Origin of the sequence: Pseudomonas sp. OTU750018, assembly GCF_011636575.1 — a bacterium.
GTDB classification, from domain to species: domain Bacteria; phylum Pseudomonadota; class Gammaproteobacteria; order Pseudomonadales; family Pseudomonadaceae; genus Aquipseudomonas; species Aquipseudomonas peli.
Genome location: NZ_JAAPAU010000003.1, coordinates 556,602 through 571,689 on the forward strand (window position 1 = coordinate 556,602; position 15,088 = coordinate 571,689).

General features: G+C 60.9%; 14 protein-coding genes. 8 read left to right on the forward strand and 6 right to left on the reverse strand.

Annotation, left to right across the window (positions count from 1 at the left end):
• Position 1 precedes the first annotated feature (1 nt).
• From HCI85_RS18175 to HCI85_RS18185, 3 genes are all read right to left on the reverse strand, one after another.
• Positions 2-1,183, reverse strand: coding sequence for a porin (locus tag HCI85_RS18175; protein WP_167146811.1), 1,182 nt, complete (start codon positions 1,181-1,183; stop codon positions 2-4).
• 23 nt (positions 1,184-1,206) lie between these two features.
• Positions 1,207-2,826, reverse strand: a complete 1,620-nt coding sequence (locus HCI85_RS18180; protein ID WP_167146815.1) for a methyl-accepting chemotaxis protein — start codon at positions 2,824-2,826, stop codon at positions 1,207-1,209.
• Positions 2,827-3,103: 277 nt separating this feature from the next.
• Positions 3,104-5,281, reverse strand: a complete 2,178-nt coding sequence (locus HCI85_RS18185) for a malate synthase G (protein WP_167146818.1) — start codon at positions 5,279-5,281, stop codon at positions 3,104-3,106.
• Between the two features lie 298 nt (positions 5,282-5,579).
• Between HCI85_RS18185 and HCI85_RS18190 the strand changes: the two genes are divergently transcribed.
• Positions 5,580-6,026 (forward strand): GNAT family N-acetyltransferase, encoded by a 447-nt coding sequence (locus HCI85_RS18190; protein WP_167146821.1) that lies wholly within the window; start codon positions 5,580-5,582, stop codon positions 6,024-6,026.
• A 21-nt stretch (positions 6,027-6,047) separates the two neighbouring features.
• Complete coding sequence (locus tag HCI85_RS18195) at positions 6,048-6,566, forward strand: glycine cleavage system protein R (protein ID WP_090255057.1); 519 nt, start codon at positions 6,048-6,050, stop codon at positions 6,564-6,566.
• A 397-nt stretch (positions 6,567-6,963) separates the two neighbouring features.
• On the opposite strand, the gene rarD is transcribed toward HCI85_RS18195, so the two are convergent.
• From rarD to HCI85_RS18210, 3 genes are all read right to left on the reverse strand, one after another.
• Entirely contained in the window at positions 6,964-7,857 is an 894-nt protein-coding gene (gene rarD, locus HCI85_RS18200; RefSeq protein ID WP_167146824.1) for an EamA family transporter RarD, read from the reverse strand.
• A gap of 183 nt (positions 7,858-8,040) precedes the next feature.
• The gene (locus HCI85_RS18205; protein ID WP_160089528.1) at positions 8,041-9,015 is read right to left on the reverse strand and encodes a serine/threonine protein kinase; all 975 of its coding nucleotides are present in this window, start codon (positions 9,013-9,015) and stop codon (positions 8,041-8,043) included.
• Between the two features lie 222 nt (positions 9,016-9,237).
• On the reverse strand, positions 9,238-9,972 hold the full coding sequence (locus HCI85_RS18210) for a ComF family protein (RefSeq protein ID WP_167146827.1): 735 nt from the start codon (positions 9,970-9,972) through the stop codon (positions 9,238-9,240).
• A gap of 80 nt (positions 9,973-10,052) precedes the next feature.
• Between HCI85_RS18210 and bioB the strand changes: the two genes are divergently transcribed.
• From bioB to HCI85_RS18240, 6 genes are all read left to right on the forward strand, one after another.
• Positions 10,053-11,111, forward strand: coding sequence for a biotin synthase BioB (gene bioB, locus HCI85_RS18215; RefSeq protein WP_167146831.1), 1,059 nt, complete (start codon positions 10,053-10,055; stop codon positions 11,109-11,111).
• Positions 11,112-11,218: 107 nt separating this feature from the next.
• Positions 11,219-12,400, forward strand: coding sequence for an 8-amino-7-oxononanoate synthase (bioF, locus tag HCI85_RS18220; RefSeq protein ID WP_167146834.1), 1,182 nt, complete (start codon positions 11,219-11,221; stop codon positions 12,398-12,400).
• The gene (locus HCI85_RS18225; protein WP_167146837.1) at positions 12,393-13,124 is read left to right on the forward strand and encodes an alpha/beta fold hydrolase; all 732 of its coding nucleotides are present in this window, start codon (positions 12,393-12,395) and stop codon (positions 13,122-13,124) included. The genes bioF and HCI85_RS18225 overlap by 8 nt, the downstream gene beginning before the upstream one ends.
• The gene (gene bioC, locus HCI85_RS18230; protein WP_167146839.1) at positions 13,117-13,923 is read left to right on the forward strand and encodes a malonyl-ACP O-methyltransferase BioC; all 807 of its coding nucleotides are present in this window, start codon (positions 13,117-13,119) and stop codon (positions 13,921-13,923) included. Before HCI85_RS18225 ends, bioC begins: the two co-directional genes overlap by 8 nt.
• A 63-nt stretch (positions 13,924-13,986) precedes the next feature.
• Complete coding sequence (gene bioD / locus HCI85_RS18235) at positions 13,987-14,676, forward strand: dethiobiotin synthase (RefSeq protein ID WP_167146842.1); 690 nt, start codon at positions 13,987-13,989, stop codon at positions 14,674-14,676.
• A 96-nt stretch (positions 14,677-14,772) separates the two neighbouring features.
• Entirely contained in the window at positions 14,773-15,072 is a 300-nt protein-coding gene (locus HCI85_RS18240) for a hypothetical protein (RefSeq protein ID WP_167146845.1), read from the forward strand.
• The last annotated feature ends 16 nt before the right edge of the window (positions 15,073-15,088 follow it).

Below are 15,088 nucleotides of genomic sequence, written 5' to 3' on the forward strand. Positions count from 1 at the left end.
CTCAGAATACGAAGTCGACGCCGACGCTGATGATGTCACCGTCAAAGTTGCGGGCTGGGCTGCCAGCAACACCTGCAGGCACAGGGCCAACACCGGCAGCATTGATTGCGTTGTCAAAAGCTTCCTGCGGAGTACGGACAAACACGCCGTCATAGCCGCCGGAGGTGTCGACGCGTTTGTATTCGCTTTTCAGCACCATGTTGGGCATCAGGTTGTAGTTCAGGCCCAGAGTCCAGGAGTTCTGCCGACCAGCATCGTCGTCCAGTTGGGCGTAAGTCACGTGAGTGAGGAACTCGCCGAAGCGACGGCCGCCCATCAGGTAGAACGCATCAATGGTGCCGCTGTTGTCAGCTTCGATGCTACGCGAGGTCCACTCGTTGCTGGTCAGCCAGGTGCCGTTGTCGTACTGATAGCCAACGGAGGTGAACTTACCCTTCTGCTTATCAATGGTCTGGAAGCGTTGGTTGATCAGGGTGCCACCCAATGCAGCCGGGAGCCTTACGATGTCTTCGATCTCGGTGCTGATATCCGCTTCTACATACCCTATGCGCAGGGTACCGAAGTCATTGGTGGCCAGGCTGATATTGGCGCCAAAGACTTTCTCGTAGTCGATGTCATGCATCTCATCGAAGGCGAAGATGTCACGGTTTTTAGCTTGGCCACCGGCGACTTGGAAGGCCAGTGAACCGAAGGACAGCGGCATGTTGTAGACGGCGTCTACACCTTCGTAGTTGGACAGCTGCACCTGGCTGTACACCTCGTCAGGCAAGCGCAGCCACGGGTAGCTGAAGCCCACGTCGATGCTTTCCGAGTACATGTACACCGGGGTGCGCAGGCGGCCGACGCGCAGCATCAGGTTGTCAGTTGTCTGCCAGGACAGGTACAGCCACTCGATATTGGCCTGCCAGTCGTCCTGCGCCGGCTTGGCAGTGACTTGCGCAGTGATGCCCACGGTATCGGTCAGGCCATACTGGATCTGGGCCCCGAATTTCGACAGCTGGTCGCCGCGCCAGGAGTCAGTGGTCTGGCCGGTGATGCCATAGCTACGGCCATCATCTTCGCCACCGAGGTGGGTGATGCCGACCGTACCAAAGGTATTGAAGCGGTGTTCGCCTTGCTCCAGCGCGAAAGCTGGAGCAGCGGCCAGGCAGATGGCCAAGGGAAGCAGACGAGCTTTAAACATGCAGTGATGCTCCTGTGTTCAGGTTAAACGCGGAATTGGGCAGTCGCCGCGCGCAGATGATCCCCTGTGCTGACCAACTGTTCGCCGAGACGAGCCGTTGCTTCTGCACCTTGAGCGGTTGCTTGTGCGTCCTGCTGCAACACTTGTGTATCTTGCTGGATGGAACTGGAAAGGCCGATTTGTTCCTGGGTGAACTGCGCGATACCAGCATTAAGCTGATTGATATGGCCGACGGCGCCGGCAATCGCTTCGAGTATCTGGGTGGCTTGCACGGAGCGCTCGATGCTCGCCTGCGCTTTTTCTCCATTGGCGGTCATCACGCTGAGTACACCATTGGCGCTGTTCTGCAGACGCAGGATGATGTTCTGGATTTCGGCGGTGGAGGCGGCGGTTTTCGAGGCCAGGTTGCGCACTTCATCGGCCACTACGGCAAAACCCCGGCCCTGCTCGCCTGCCCGCGCGGCCTCGATGGCGGCGTTGAGTGCCAGCAGGTTGGTTTGCTCGGCAATGCTGCGAATCACGGTCAGCACTGAGCCCACCTGCTGGGTTTCCTCTTCCAGCTGCTGCATGGCACTGACGGCACTCATTACGCTGCTGCCCAGGTCGCTGATGCTGCTCGACAGACTGCCGATGTTCTTACGCGCCTGATCGGCCTGCTGCGAGGCCGCACCGGCTTCTTCGGAGGCCTGTTGTGAACGGTGGGCAACCTCCTGAATGCTGTTGGTCATGGTCAGGATGTCACGGCTGATCGAGTCGGTATGGCCTTGCTGCGAACGTGAGTTTTCCTTGGAGTCCTGAGTCAGCCGGTACAGTTCCTGGGACATGCCGGCCAGCGGGCTGGCGGCTTCGATGATCTGGCGGATGGTGCCTTGCAGCTTGTCGATAAAGCTGTTGAACAGCTGAATCATTTCACCGATTTCATCATTGGAGTCGACATTCACTCGGCGAGTCAGGTCGCCATCACCCCGGGCGATTGCCTGCAGTGAGGTGATCACGCCACGCACGTTGGCCATGGTGCCGCGAATTACCAGCACTGACGCAATGCTGATTAGCAGTACCAGAATGGCTGACAGAGCAAAGCCTACGCGGGTGGTGGTGGCGTTGTCCGTGCGGGTTTGCGCCAGGGTTTCCTGAAAGTCTTCATATGCATGGGTACGGAACGCATTGCCGAGTTTTTGCGCTTCACCCAAGTCACTGGCCATGCGGCCGAGGTTGGGCGCCAGGTCTTCAAAGCTGGCGCTGCCTTTAATCAGCTGCTCTGAGGCGGGCAGGGCGTTGTCCGCGTAACGCTGTATTGCGCTCCGCCAGGCGTCCAGTTCCTGACGGCGGTCCGCTTGGGTGACCAGGGTCTGCAGTTCCTGCTGCATGTCCGCAATGTCAGTCAGGACTTTGCGCGCTTCATCGAGGGTTTCCAGCTCTCCGGCGGCGACTGCGCTATTAAGCAGGCCCGGTAAACGTGAGTACTGGAAGATCACCGCATCGGCCTTCTCCAGGGTCGGGAAACTATTGGTTTCCAGGGTGACCAGGCGCACATCGTTGTTTGCCAGTTGTAGCGAGGTGTAGCCCACGAACAGCAGCAGACCCAGCAAGGCAATGGCGGGCAGCAGTAAGAACTTCAGTGTCAGCGAGAGATTTTTCAACATGGCAGATGTACCCAAAGAGGGGCGCGGAGTATACCGAGTTCATATAGTGGCGTAATGCCGCTTTTCGGTCATTTTTTAGTCATATTCCGTTATGGCTATATTATGGTTTCGGCTGGCATGCCTATTCCTATAGCCAATAAAGTGAGTATCTGCTTGAAATTGTCGAACAAAAGCGAGGCCGCCAGCCTGATGCAAGTCACTGTGGCTGTGCTTTGCTGGCAGCCAATAATAAAAAACCGCCCCGAAGGGCGGTTTTTTATGTGGCTACAGCTGCGGGTTACAGGCCGTTGGCGGCTTTGAACTCGCGGCGGCGGCGGTGCAGGACTGGTTCGGTGTAGCCGTTCGGCTGCTTGGCGCCTTCGACCACCAGTTCCAGGGCAGCCTGGAAGGCGATGTTGCTGTCGAAGTTCGGTGCCAGCGGACGGTACAGCGGATCAGCTGCGTTCTGACGGTCAACCACCGGTGCCATGCGCTTGAGGCTGGCAACGATCTGCTCTTCAGTGGCGATGCCATGACGCAGCCAGTTGGCCAGCAGCTGGCTGGAGATGCGCAGGGTAGCGCGGTCTTCCATCAGGCCGACGTCATTGATATCCGGCACCTTGGAGCAGCCAACGCCCTGGTCGATCCAGCGCACCACATAACCGAGGATGCCCTGGGAGTTGTTGTCCAGTTCGTTCTGGATCTCGTCAGCCGACCAGTTGGTGTCCTTGGCCAGCGGAATGCTCAGGATGTCGTCGATGGACGCGCGCTCACGCTTGGCCAGTTCGGCCTGACGGGCGAACACGTCGACCTTGTGGTAGTGCAGCGCGTGCAGTGCGGCGGCGGTCGGCGACGGTACCCAGGCGGTGTTGGCACCGGCCAGTGGGTGCATGATCTTCTGTTCGAGCATGCCGGCCATCAGGTCGGGCATGGCCCACATGCCTTTACCGATCTGCGCGCGACCTTGCAGGCCGGTGGCCAGGCCGATATCGACGTTCCAGTTTTCGTAGGCGCTGATCCACTTCTCGGACTTCATGGCGGCCTTGCGCACGACGGCGCCAGCTTCCATGGAAGTGTGGATTTCGTCACCGGTACGGTCGAGGAAGCCGGTGTTGATAAACACCACGCGCTCGCTGGCGGCCTTGATGCAGGCTTTCAGGTTGACGGTGGTGCGGCGCTCTTCGTCCATGATGCCGACTTTCAGGGTGTTGCGAGTCAGGCCGAGGACGTCTTCGACGCGACCGAAGATTTCGGTGGTGAAGGCCACTTCTTCCGGGCCGTGCATCTTCGGCTTAACGATGTAGACCGAGCCGGTGCGGGTGTTCTTGCGGGTGGTGTTGCCATTCAGGTTGTGGATGGCGATCAGGCTGGTGAACAGCGCATCCTGGATGCCTTCCGGAATCTCGTTGCCCTGGGCATCGAGAATCGCCGGGTTGGTCATCAGGTGGCCAACGTTACGCACGAACAGCAGGCTACGACCGTGCAGGGTCAGCTCGCTACCGTCGGTCTTGGTGTAGACGCGATCCGGGTTCATGGTGCGGGTGAAGGTCTGGCCGCCTTTGACCACTTCTTCCGCCAGGTCGCCCTTCATCAGGCCGAGCCAGTTCTTGTAGATCACCACTTTGTCGTCGGCATCGACGGCCGCTACGGAGTCTTCGCAGTCCATGATGGTGGTCAGTGCAGCTTCCATCAGCACGTCTTTAACGCCAGCGGCGTCGGTCTGACCGACCGGGGTGTTGGCGTCGATCTGAATTTCAAAATGCAGGCCGTTGTGCTTGAGCAGGACGGCGACAGGCGCGTCGCTTGCGCCCTGGAAACCAACCAGTTGTGCGTCGTCACGCAGGCCGCTGTTGCTGCCGCCTTTGAGGCTGACAACCAGTTTGCCGGCTTCGATGCGGTAACCGGTGGAATCAACGTGGGAGCCAGCAGCCAGTGGCGCGGCTTCGTCGAGGAAGGCGCGGGCGAAGGCAATCACCTTGTCGCCACGAACCTTGTTGTAACCACGGCCTTTCTCGGCGCCGCCTTCTTCGCTGATCACGTCGGTGCCGTACAGTGCGTCGTACAGCGAGCCCCAGCGGGCGTTGGAGGCGTTCAGGGCGAAACGCGCATTCATCACCGGTACGACCAGCTGCGGGCCGGCCAGGCGGGCGATTTCTTCGTCGACGTTCTGCGTGGTGGCCTGGAAGTCAGCCGGCTCTGGCAGCAGGTAACCGATTTCCTCAAGGAAGGCTTTGTAGGCAGCGGCGTCATGGGCCTGGCCTGCGCGGGCCTGGTGCCAGCCGTCGATCTGCGCCTGAATCGCATCGCGTTTGGCGAGCAGCGCACGGTTTTTCGGGGCCAGGTCATTGATGACCGCTTCGGCACCCGCCCAGAACTTGTCGGCAGCGATGCCGGTACCGGGGATGGCTTCGTTATTCACGAAGTCGAACAGCACTTTGGCAACCTGCAGGCTGCCTACTTGAACGCGTTCAGTCATCACTTGCCTCACTCTGCTCAGCTCTACTCAATAGCCGCGTCGGACATGGGAAATACGTCATGTAGTCCGAGGCGCGGCATACTACATCAAGATCCGGGGAAAATCAGTGGGTGCGCGTCGCTCTGCGACCAAGAAGTGCTTTGCAGTCACTGTGTGTGGCGTATTGTCGCGGTTAACCTTTAATATTGTTTCATAAAAATTAAAAAACAGTACACAGTTTATTGCGCGTGTTTCTCGATCTACTGCTATAGACGCGCCTGCCTATACTGCTGCTCCACCGTTCTGGAGAGTGATCACCATGCATATACAGGCAGCCACTGCTGCAGATCTGGACGAGCTGGCCGAGCTGTTTGGCGCGTATCTGCGCTTTTATGAGGTGGCCAAACCTCAGTCGCAGGTGCGGGATTTTCTCGCCGCGCGCCTGCGCAACAAGGATTCGACCATTCTGCTGGCCCGTGATGCACACGGTGCGGCGCAAGGCTTCGTCCAGCTCTATGCCTTTTTCTCTTCGCTGGCATTACAGCCAGCATGGCTACTGAGTGACCTGTACGTCAGCGAGCAGGTGCGCCGTCAGGGTGTTGGCGAAGCGCTGATGAACGCCGCTCGCGCCCATGCCGAGGCCACAGGCGCATGCGGTTTGCAGTTGGAGACGGCAAAGAGCAATCTGCCAGGACAAGCCCTCTACGAACGCCTGGGTTATGTGCGTGATGAGGTGTTTTTTACCTATTGGCTGGCGCTCAAATAAGCCTCGTATAAGGAGTTGTTCATGGACCATCTGGTATTGACGGTTATTGCCCAGGATCAGCCGGGGCTGGTCGAGCGCATCGCCCAGTGCATCAGCGAGCACGGCGGTAACTGGCTGGAAAGCCGCATGTCGCGCATGGCCGGGCAGTTCGCCGGGATCCTGCGGGTGGATGTGCCGCTGGACGCGCATTCCGGCCTGGTCACAGCGCTGGAGGAATTGCAGGCCCATGGCATCCGTGTGCAGATCGCCGCAGGCGGCACCGAGCCGGTAACGGTTTGGCAGGCCATTCGCCTGGAGCTAGTGGGCAATGATCGTCCGGGCATCGTGCGCGATATCACCCGCCTGCTCAGCAGTCATGGGGTCAACCTGGAAAGCCTGAACACCGAAGTGGTGCCTGCGCCCATGAGCGGCGAGCTGCTGTTCCAGGCCCAGGCTGTGCTGGGCGTGCCGCAGAGTCTGAGCCTGGAGCAGTTGCAGACGCATCTGGAAACCCTGGCGGATGATCTGATGGTGGAGCTAAAGCTGCAGGTTGAAGACTAGCAGGCCGTTGAAACTACCTGCGTTGGCAATCCGGCGTTTAAAACAGGCTCGGAATGCTCATTTGCACCAGCAAACTCGCGTGCGAGCTCAGTCCGCTTCCTCGCCGCTTTGACCAGCCGGAGGCTGTTACTGGCTAGCGCCTTGTCTTGCCTGCCTCGCCTACGTTTCAACAGCCAGCTAGAGCCGCTGTTTATCCACGATCGATGTGGATAACTCTGTGCGTAGCATGAGGAGCCCCGGAGCACTGCCTAGTGCCCCGGGGCTTTTTGCTAAGTGCTTATTTTTTAAGCACTTAGCAACTGGTTGTGCACAAAGGCCGGGGATGCTTCTGTGGATAAGCCGGGGGCAACTGGCTGCAGACCAGCGGCCTCGGGCGTTACAGGGTGCTGGTTGTTTTTTAGTCAGCCTGGCGTTTGCGCAGGCTCAGCCAGGCATCCACGCTGTAGATCGCCAAGCCCGCCCAGATGCAGATAAAGGCCAGCAGTTTGCTCGGGTCGAAATGTTCCCCGAACAGGAAGATCGCCTGCAGCAGCACCAGGGTTGGCGCCAGGTACTGCAGAAAGCCCAAGGTGGTGTAGGGCAGATGGCGGGCGGCGGCGTTGAAACACACCAGCGGCACCAAGGTAATAGGCCCGGCGGCGATCAGCCACAGCGCTTCCGGGGTGCTCCAGAAATCGGCCTGGGTGCTCATCGCCGCAGGGTGCATAAGCAGCCAACCGAGCGCTAGTGGCAGCAGCAGCCAGGTTTCCACCACCAGGCCGGGCAGGGCAGCCACCGGCGCCTGCTTGCGAATCAGCCCGTAGAAACCGAAGGTCAGCGCCAGCACCAGGGATACCCAGGGAATGCTGCCGACCTGCCACAGCTGCTGCAGCACACCCAGCGTGGCCAGGGCCACGGCCAGCCACTGCAGGCGGCGCAGACGCTCGCCAAGAATCAGCATGCCCAGCAGCACGTTGACCAGCGGGTTGATGTAGTAGCCCAGGCTGGCTTCGAGCATGCGCTCGTTATTTACCGCCCACACATACACCAGCCAGTTGCTGGCGATCAGCACACCGCTCAAGGCCAGTACGGCAAAGCGTTTGGGATTATTGAGCAGCTCGCGTAGCCAGCCGGGGTGCTTCCACACCAGTAGCAACAGCGCGCCGAACAGCGCGGACCAGAGTGCGCGATGGACGATGATTTCCAGCGCAGGCACGCTCTGGATAGCTTTGAAATAGAGCGGGAACAGGCCCCAGATGATGTAGGCGGTCAGGCCGAGAATATACCCGCGGCGCGGGTTGGCGGTGGCCATGCAGGGTCCTTGCTTAGGCTGCTAACGAGAGGCTTGCGATTCTAGTCGGCGCGGCGCGGGCTTGTCTGGATGGCCAGGATTTTCTTCGGCGCCCTAGGCCACTTGGCTGTAACAAAGACGTTACGGCGACAGGGCTAACTGTAGTGGTCAGCCCGGTAACTCGGGTTGCGTCCGGGCTAGGCGTCAAAACAGCTTTAGCGGCTCTTCATCCAACGCCGACAGCTGCTCACGCAGGATCAGGATCTGATCGCCCCAGTAACGCTCGCTGCCAAACCAGGGGAAGCTCATGGGGAAGGCCGGGTCGTCCCAGCGGCGTGCCAGCCAGGCGCTGTAATGCATCAGGCGCAGGGTGCGCAGGCCTTCGATCAGCGGCAGTTCACGCGGGTTGAAATCGTGAAACTCCTGATAGCCGTCCATCAACTCCGACAGCTGGCCGAGGCGTTCGTGGCGGTCGCCAGCCAACATCATCCACAAATCCTGCACTGCGGGGCCCATACGGCAGTCGTCGAGGTCGACCATATGGAAGGTCTCGTCGCGGCACAGCAGATTGCCCGGGTGGCAGTCGCCATGCAGACGAATCGCCTGGACTGGGTGAGCGGCGAACAGCGTATCCAGACGCTTGAGCAGATCCCGCGCCACCGATTCGTAGGCCGGCAGCAGGCTGCGTGGAATAAAGTTGCCATCGAGCAGGGTGGCCAGCGATGCATGGCCGAAGTTGCTCACCTGCAAGGCCTCACGGTGGGCAAACGGCTTGAGTGAGCCGACCGCATGCAGGCGTCCAAGCAGTTGGCCGAGACGATACAGTTGGTCGAGGTTGCCAGGTTCCGGCGCCCGGCCGCCACGGCGCGGAAACAGGGCGAAGCGAAAGCCCTGGTAACTGAACAGGGTTTCGCCGTCGCGCACCAGGGGAGCTACAACCGGTACTTCGCATTCGGCCAGCTCGAAGGTAAAGCTGTGCTCTTCGCGAATGGCTTCATCGGTCCAGCGATCCGGACGGTAGAACTTGGCGATCAGCGGTGTCTCGTCCTCGATGCCCACTTGGTAGACGCGATTTTCATAGCTGTTCAGCGCCAGTACGCGGGCGTCGCTGAGGTAGCCGATGCTCTCCACGGCATCCAGCACCAGGTCGGGTGTGAGTGCGGCAAATGGATGGGACATGGGTAACTCCAGCAGGTGGGCCGCAAAGTGTACCGCTTTGAGCCTGTCCAAAGTCTGCTGCGCGTCGGCCCTGCTGCGTTAAAAACAGGCTCGGAATGCTCATTTACACCAGTAAACTCCGCTTCCTCGCCGTTTTGACCAGCCGGAGGCTGTTACTACGTAGCGCCTTGCATGGCTCTAGCTCGCGAGCCTTTGAACAGGCTCTTTCCTGCAACTCATTACTCAGTCGCCTGGCTTCGGTGTGCGCGCCAAGCAGTACACATCAACCCGAGCCGCGCCGGCCTTCTTTAACAGTCGCGCCAGGCTTTCGGCGGTGGCGCCGGTGGTCAGTACATCATCGACCAGCGCCACATGCAGGCCGCTGACTGCACTGTTCGGCGCCAAGGCGAAGGCTTTACGCAGGTTGCGTTTACGGGTGGCCGCATCCAGCTGCTGTTGCGCCGGTGTGTCGACCACCCTCTGCAGCCAGTGTGCCTGTTGCGGCAGTTGTAGGCTGGCGCTCAGCCATTCAGCGAGCAGGCCGGCCTGGTTGAAGCCCCGTTGGCGTTGGCGTTTATTGGCCAGGGGCACAGGCAGCAGCAGGTCAGGCCTAGGCAGTCCTTCATCGAAGGCATGTTGCAGGTGATGTGACAAAAGCTCACCGAGCAGACGTCCCAATGGCCACTTGGCCTGATGCTTGAACCGGGTGATCAGGCTGTCGATGGGGAAGGCGTAGCGCCAGGGCACTTCGACTTTGCTAAAACTCGGCGGCTTCTTCAGGCAGGCCCCGCATACCAGGCCTTGGCTGGGCAGCGGCAGAGCGCAGACCTGGCAATGCCCGCCAAGCCAGGGCAGCTCGGCTTCGCAGCTGGTGCAGATGGCCAGCGCAGCGTCTGCGGCTTCATCGCAGAGCAGACAGGTTTGCTTGTTTTTTAACCAGTTGTAAACCGGGTGTTGTGAGTCGGGTTGACAGCGCATACGCCTTCCATAACTATGCCGAACATCCGTGTCGCGTCCGCTGAATCTAGCAAGACGCCGCCAACAATAAGGAATTACCGATGAGCGCCACTACCGCCGCTAACCTGCGTCACGACTGGACTCTGAATGAGGTCAAGGCGCTGTTCGAGCAACCGTTCAACGACCTGCTGTTCCAGGCGCAGACCGTGCACCGCGCGCATTTTGACCCGAACCGTGTGCAGGTCTCGACCCTGCTGTCGATCAAGACCGGCGCCTGCCCAGAAGACTGCAAGTACTGCCCGCAATCTGGCCACTACAACACCGGCCTGGAAAAGGAAAAGCTGCTGGAAGTGCAGAAAGTGCTGGAGGCCGCCGCCGAGGCCAAGGCCATCGGTTCCACCCGTTTCTGCATGGGCGCGGCGTGGAAGCACCCGTCGGCCAAGGACATGCCCTACGTGCTGAAAATGGTCGAGGGCGTTAAAGCCCTGGGCCTGGAAACCTGCATGACCCTGGGCAAGCTGGATAAAGAGCAGACCCTGGCCCTGGCCGCTGCCGGCCTGGACTACTACAACCACAACCTGGACACCTCGCCGGAGTTCTACGGCAACATCATCACCACCCGCACTTACGCCGATCGCCTGGAAACCCTGGCCTACGTGCGTGATTCGGGGATGAAGATCTGCTCCGGTGGCATCCTCGGCATGGGCGAGTCGCTGGACGACCGCGCTGGCCTGTTGATTCAGCTGGCCAACCTGCCGGAGCACCCGGAGTCGGTGCCGATCAACATGCTGGTGAAAGTCAAAGGCACGCCGCTGGCCGATGAGCAGGATGTCGATCCGTTCGACTTTATCCGCATGCTCGCCGTCGCGCGGATCATGATGCCGCAGTCGCATGTGCGCCTGTCCGCCGGTCGCGAGGCGATGAATGAGCAGATGCAGGCCTTGGCATTCTTCGCCGGCGCCAACTCGATCTTCTACGGCGAAAAACTGCTGACCACTGCCAACCCGCAAGCCAACCAGGACATGCAATTGTTCGCCCGCCTCGGCATCAAGCCGGAAGAGCGTGAAGAGCATGCCGATGAAGTGCATCAGGCGGCCATTGAGCAGGCGCTGGTCGAACAGCGTGATTCCAAGTTGTTTTATAACGCCGCTTCGGCCTAAACCGCTGTTTATGCAGACGCCCGTTTGCGGCGGTTCGGCCTCTCGGTGATCGCCGCACATCGCTAATGGATCGGGTTTTAGCAAACGAGTTTCTGCCAGGTCTGCCTATGCCTTTCGATCTATCCGCTCGCCTCGCTGAGCGCCGCGCTGCCAACCTCTATCGCCAACGCCCGCTGCTGGAATCACCGCAGGGGCCGCTGGTGCAGGTCGATGGTCGGCAGCTGCTGGCCTTCTGTTCCAACGACTACCTCGGCCTGGCCAATCATCCGCAGGTCATCGAAGCCTGGCGCGCCGGCGCGGAGAAATGGGGTGTGGGCGGAGGTGCCTCGCATCTGGTGATCGGCCATAGCACCCCACATCACCAGCTCGAAGAAGCGCTGGCCGAGTTCACCGGACGCCCTCGCGCGCTGCTGTTTTCCACCGGCTATATGGCCAACCTCGGTGCGGTCACCGCGCTGGTCGGGCAGGGCGATAGCGTGCTGGAGGATCGCCTTAACCACGCGTCCCTGCTGGATGCCGGCCTGCTCAGCGGCGCGCGGTTTTCCCGTTACCTGCATAACGATGGCGTCAGTCTGGCCAATCGCCTGCGCAAGGTCATCGGCAATACCCTGATCGTCACCGACGGCGTATTCAGCATGGACGGCGATCTGGCTGATCTGCCTTCACTGTGCGCTGAAGCGCGCCGTGCCAATGCCTGGGTGATGGTCGATGATGCCCACGGTTTTGGTCCACTGGGCGCCACCGGCGGCGGCATTGTCGAGCACTTCGGCCTGGGCCTGGATGATGTGCAGGTGCTGGTCGGCACCCTGGGCAAGGCCTTCGGTACGGCCGGTGCCTTTGTCGCCGGCAGTGACGACCTGATCGAAGCCTTGGTGCAGTTCGCCCGCCCCTATATCTACACCACCAGCCAGCCGCCGGCGCTGGCTTGCGCCACCCTGCAAAGCCTGGAATTGCTGCGCAGCGAGCACTGGCGGCGTGAGCACCTGAACGCCCTGATCAAGCGCTTCCGTGAAGGCGCACAGACCATCGGTCTTGAGCTGATGGACAGTGCCACGCCGATTCAGCCGATTCTAATCGGCGACAGTGGCCGTGCGATGCAGCTGTCACAGATGCTGCGCGATCGGGGTCTGCTGGTGACGGCGATTCGTCCGCCTACCGTACCGGCCGGCAGTGCACGTTTGCGCGTCACGTTATCCGCTGCGCACAGTCTGGAACAGCTGGAGCTGCTGCTGGAGGCTTTGGCTGAATGCTGGCCGCTGCTGGCTGGCGAGACGGCCGAGCATGCGTGATCGACTGGTTTTGCTGCCCGGCTGGGGGTTGGGCACTGCGCCCTTGCAGCCGCTGGCCGAGGCCCTGCGCGGCCTCGATCCGCGCTTGCAGGTGCAGGTCGAGCCGCTGCCTTTATTGGTTTCTAGCGACCCCGTCGACTGGCTGGACGAGCTCGACGCCAACCTGCCAGAGGACGCCTGGCTTGGCGGCTGGTCCCTCGGCGGCATGCTTGCCGCTGAGCTGGCAGCGCGTCGGGGTGAACGTTGCAGCGGTCTGCTGACCCTGGCCAGTAACCTGCGTTTTGTCGCCGAGCCAAGCTGGTCTGCGGCTATGCCCGCCGAGACGTTTAAGGCTTTCCGTCAGGGCTGCGCTGCTGATGCGTCCACTACCCTGAAGCGTTTCTCCCTGCTTTGCGCCCAAGGCGCTGCGGATGCCCGTGGCCTGTCGCGGCAGTTGCTCGGCGCAGCTCCGAAACCGCAGTCCGCCATTCTGTTGGCCGGGCTGGATCTGCTTGCCAATCTGGATACGCGGACCTCGTTACAGACCTTTGCCGGCCCACAGTTGCATCTGTTCGCCGGCGCCGATGCACTGGTTCCTGCAAGCACCGCGCAAGCCTTGCTGGAGTTGTTACCAGATGTCGAAGTCGGCCTGATTGATAACGCCAGCCACGCCTTTGCCCTGGAGCGCCCGCATGAAATTGCGGCGGCGATTCAGGCCTTTCTGCACGAGGCCGGTGATGACTGATCTGGCCAATGATCCTCTCGGCGGCCTGCCGGACAAGCGCCAGGTGGCGGCATCCTTCTCCCGCGCGGCGGAAAGCTACGACAGCGTGGCGGCTCTGCAGCGCAACGTGGGTCAGCAGTTGCTGGCGCAGTTACCGGCAGCGATCAGCCCGGTGCGTTGGCTCGACCTGGGTTGTGGCACCGGTTATTTCAGTCGTGCGCTGGGCGAGCGTTTTCCGGCCAGCCAGGGCGTGGCTGTGGATATCGCCGAGGGCATGCTGCAGCACGCTCGGCCGCTGGGCGGCGCGCAGCAGTTTATTGCCGGCGATGCCGAGCGCCTGCCGTTGCGCGATGCGTCCTGCGACCTGCTGTTTTCCAGCCTGGCACTGCAATGGTGTGCGGATTTTTCCGCTGTGCTCAGTGAGGCCGCACGGGTGCTGCGCCCTGATGGTGTGCTGGCGTTTAGCAGCTTGTGTGTCGGCACCCTGCAGGAGCTGCGCGACAGCTGGCAAGCGGTGGATGGCTTTGTCCACGTCAACCGCTTCCGCCGTTTCGAGGATTACCAGCGGCTGTGCGCTGGTAGCGGTTTGACCTGTGTAAACCTGCAAACCACCCCGGAAACCCTGTACTACCCGGATGTACGCAGCCTGACCCATGAACTGAAAGCCCTGGGCGCGCACAACCTCAACCCCGGTCGGCCCGGCGGTTTGACTGGGCGGGCGCGCATGCTAGCGCTGCTTAACGCCTATGAGCAGTTCCGTCAGCCACAAGGCCTGCCAGCGACCTATCAGGTGGTTTACGGCGTATTGCGCAAGGGTTGAGATAAACCCCGCTTGCCCAGAGTTACTTCAGAACGTAGCCAATACCCCTCGTCAGAGATCGCTATGAGCCAAGCATTTTTCGTTACAGGCACCGACACCGAAATCGGCAAAACCACCATCGCCGCCGGGCTGCTGCACGCGGCACGAATGGCGGGGCTGTCGACTGCTGCGGCCAAACCGGTGGCATCCGGCTGCGTGCGCACAGTGGATGGCCTGCGCAACGACGACGCCCTGGCATTGCTCGGCGAATGCACCCTGGCGCTGCGCTATGAAGAGGTCAATCCGCTGGCCTTCGAGCCGGCGATTGCCCCGCATCTGGCGGCGCGCGAGGTGAGTGTATTGCTGGATGTTGCCGCGTTGCAGGGGCCGGTACAGGCAATTCTGGACAAGCATGCGGACTTTACTTTGGTCGAAGGGGCGGGCGGTTGGCGGGTGCCGTTGGCCGGTCAGGAAGCCCTGTCGGACCTGGCGATTGCTTTGCGGTTGCCGGTGATTCTAGTGGTCGGCGTGCGCCTGGGCTGCATCAATCAGGCGCTGCTCACTGCCGAGGCCATCCTGCGTGACGGCCTTCTGCTGGCGGGCTGGGTGGCCAATCTGGTCGATCCTCAAACCTCCCGGCTTGAGGACAATCTGGCCACCCTGGCCGAACGGCTACCAGCTCCCTGTCTGGGCTATGTTCCGCGCCTGGCCGAAGCCACGCCGGCTGCGGTTTCTGGCTATCTCAACCTCGATGTATTGCACCGCGCGCTATAAGCAGGCCAAGTGCCATAGCTTTTTGCTTGTACGTTTTTCGAGCAACTTCTGCTTCAATTGAAGCTGTTAGTGTTTTGCCATAGCGGGAGCTTGGACATGGAAATTTCAGGAAGCGCCTTCAACTCGGGCATCAGCACCATTCAGTCCGGCCAGCGCCGGGTCGATCAGGCTGCGGCGGATATCGCCAGCAATGCGCTGGGTCCGCAACCGCAGCCAAGCTCTGCGCCGCCGGCTAATCAGGTTAACCCTTCGCCGAGTTCGGCCGAGCAAACGCGCCCTGATCTGGCGGAAAGCCTGGTCGCTTTGCGCCAAGGTCAGAATGAGGCGGAAGCCGGCGCCAAGGTGGTCAAAACCGCTGACGAAGTGCTCGGTACCCTGATCGATACAACGGCCTGAGTCGCCCGCCCCGAGC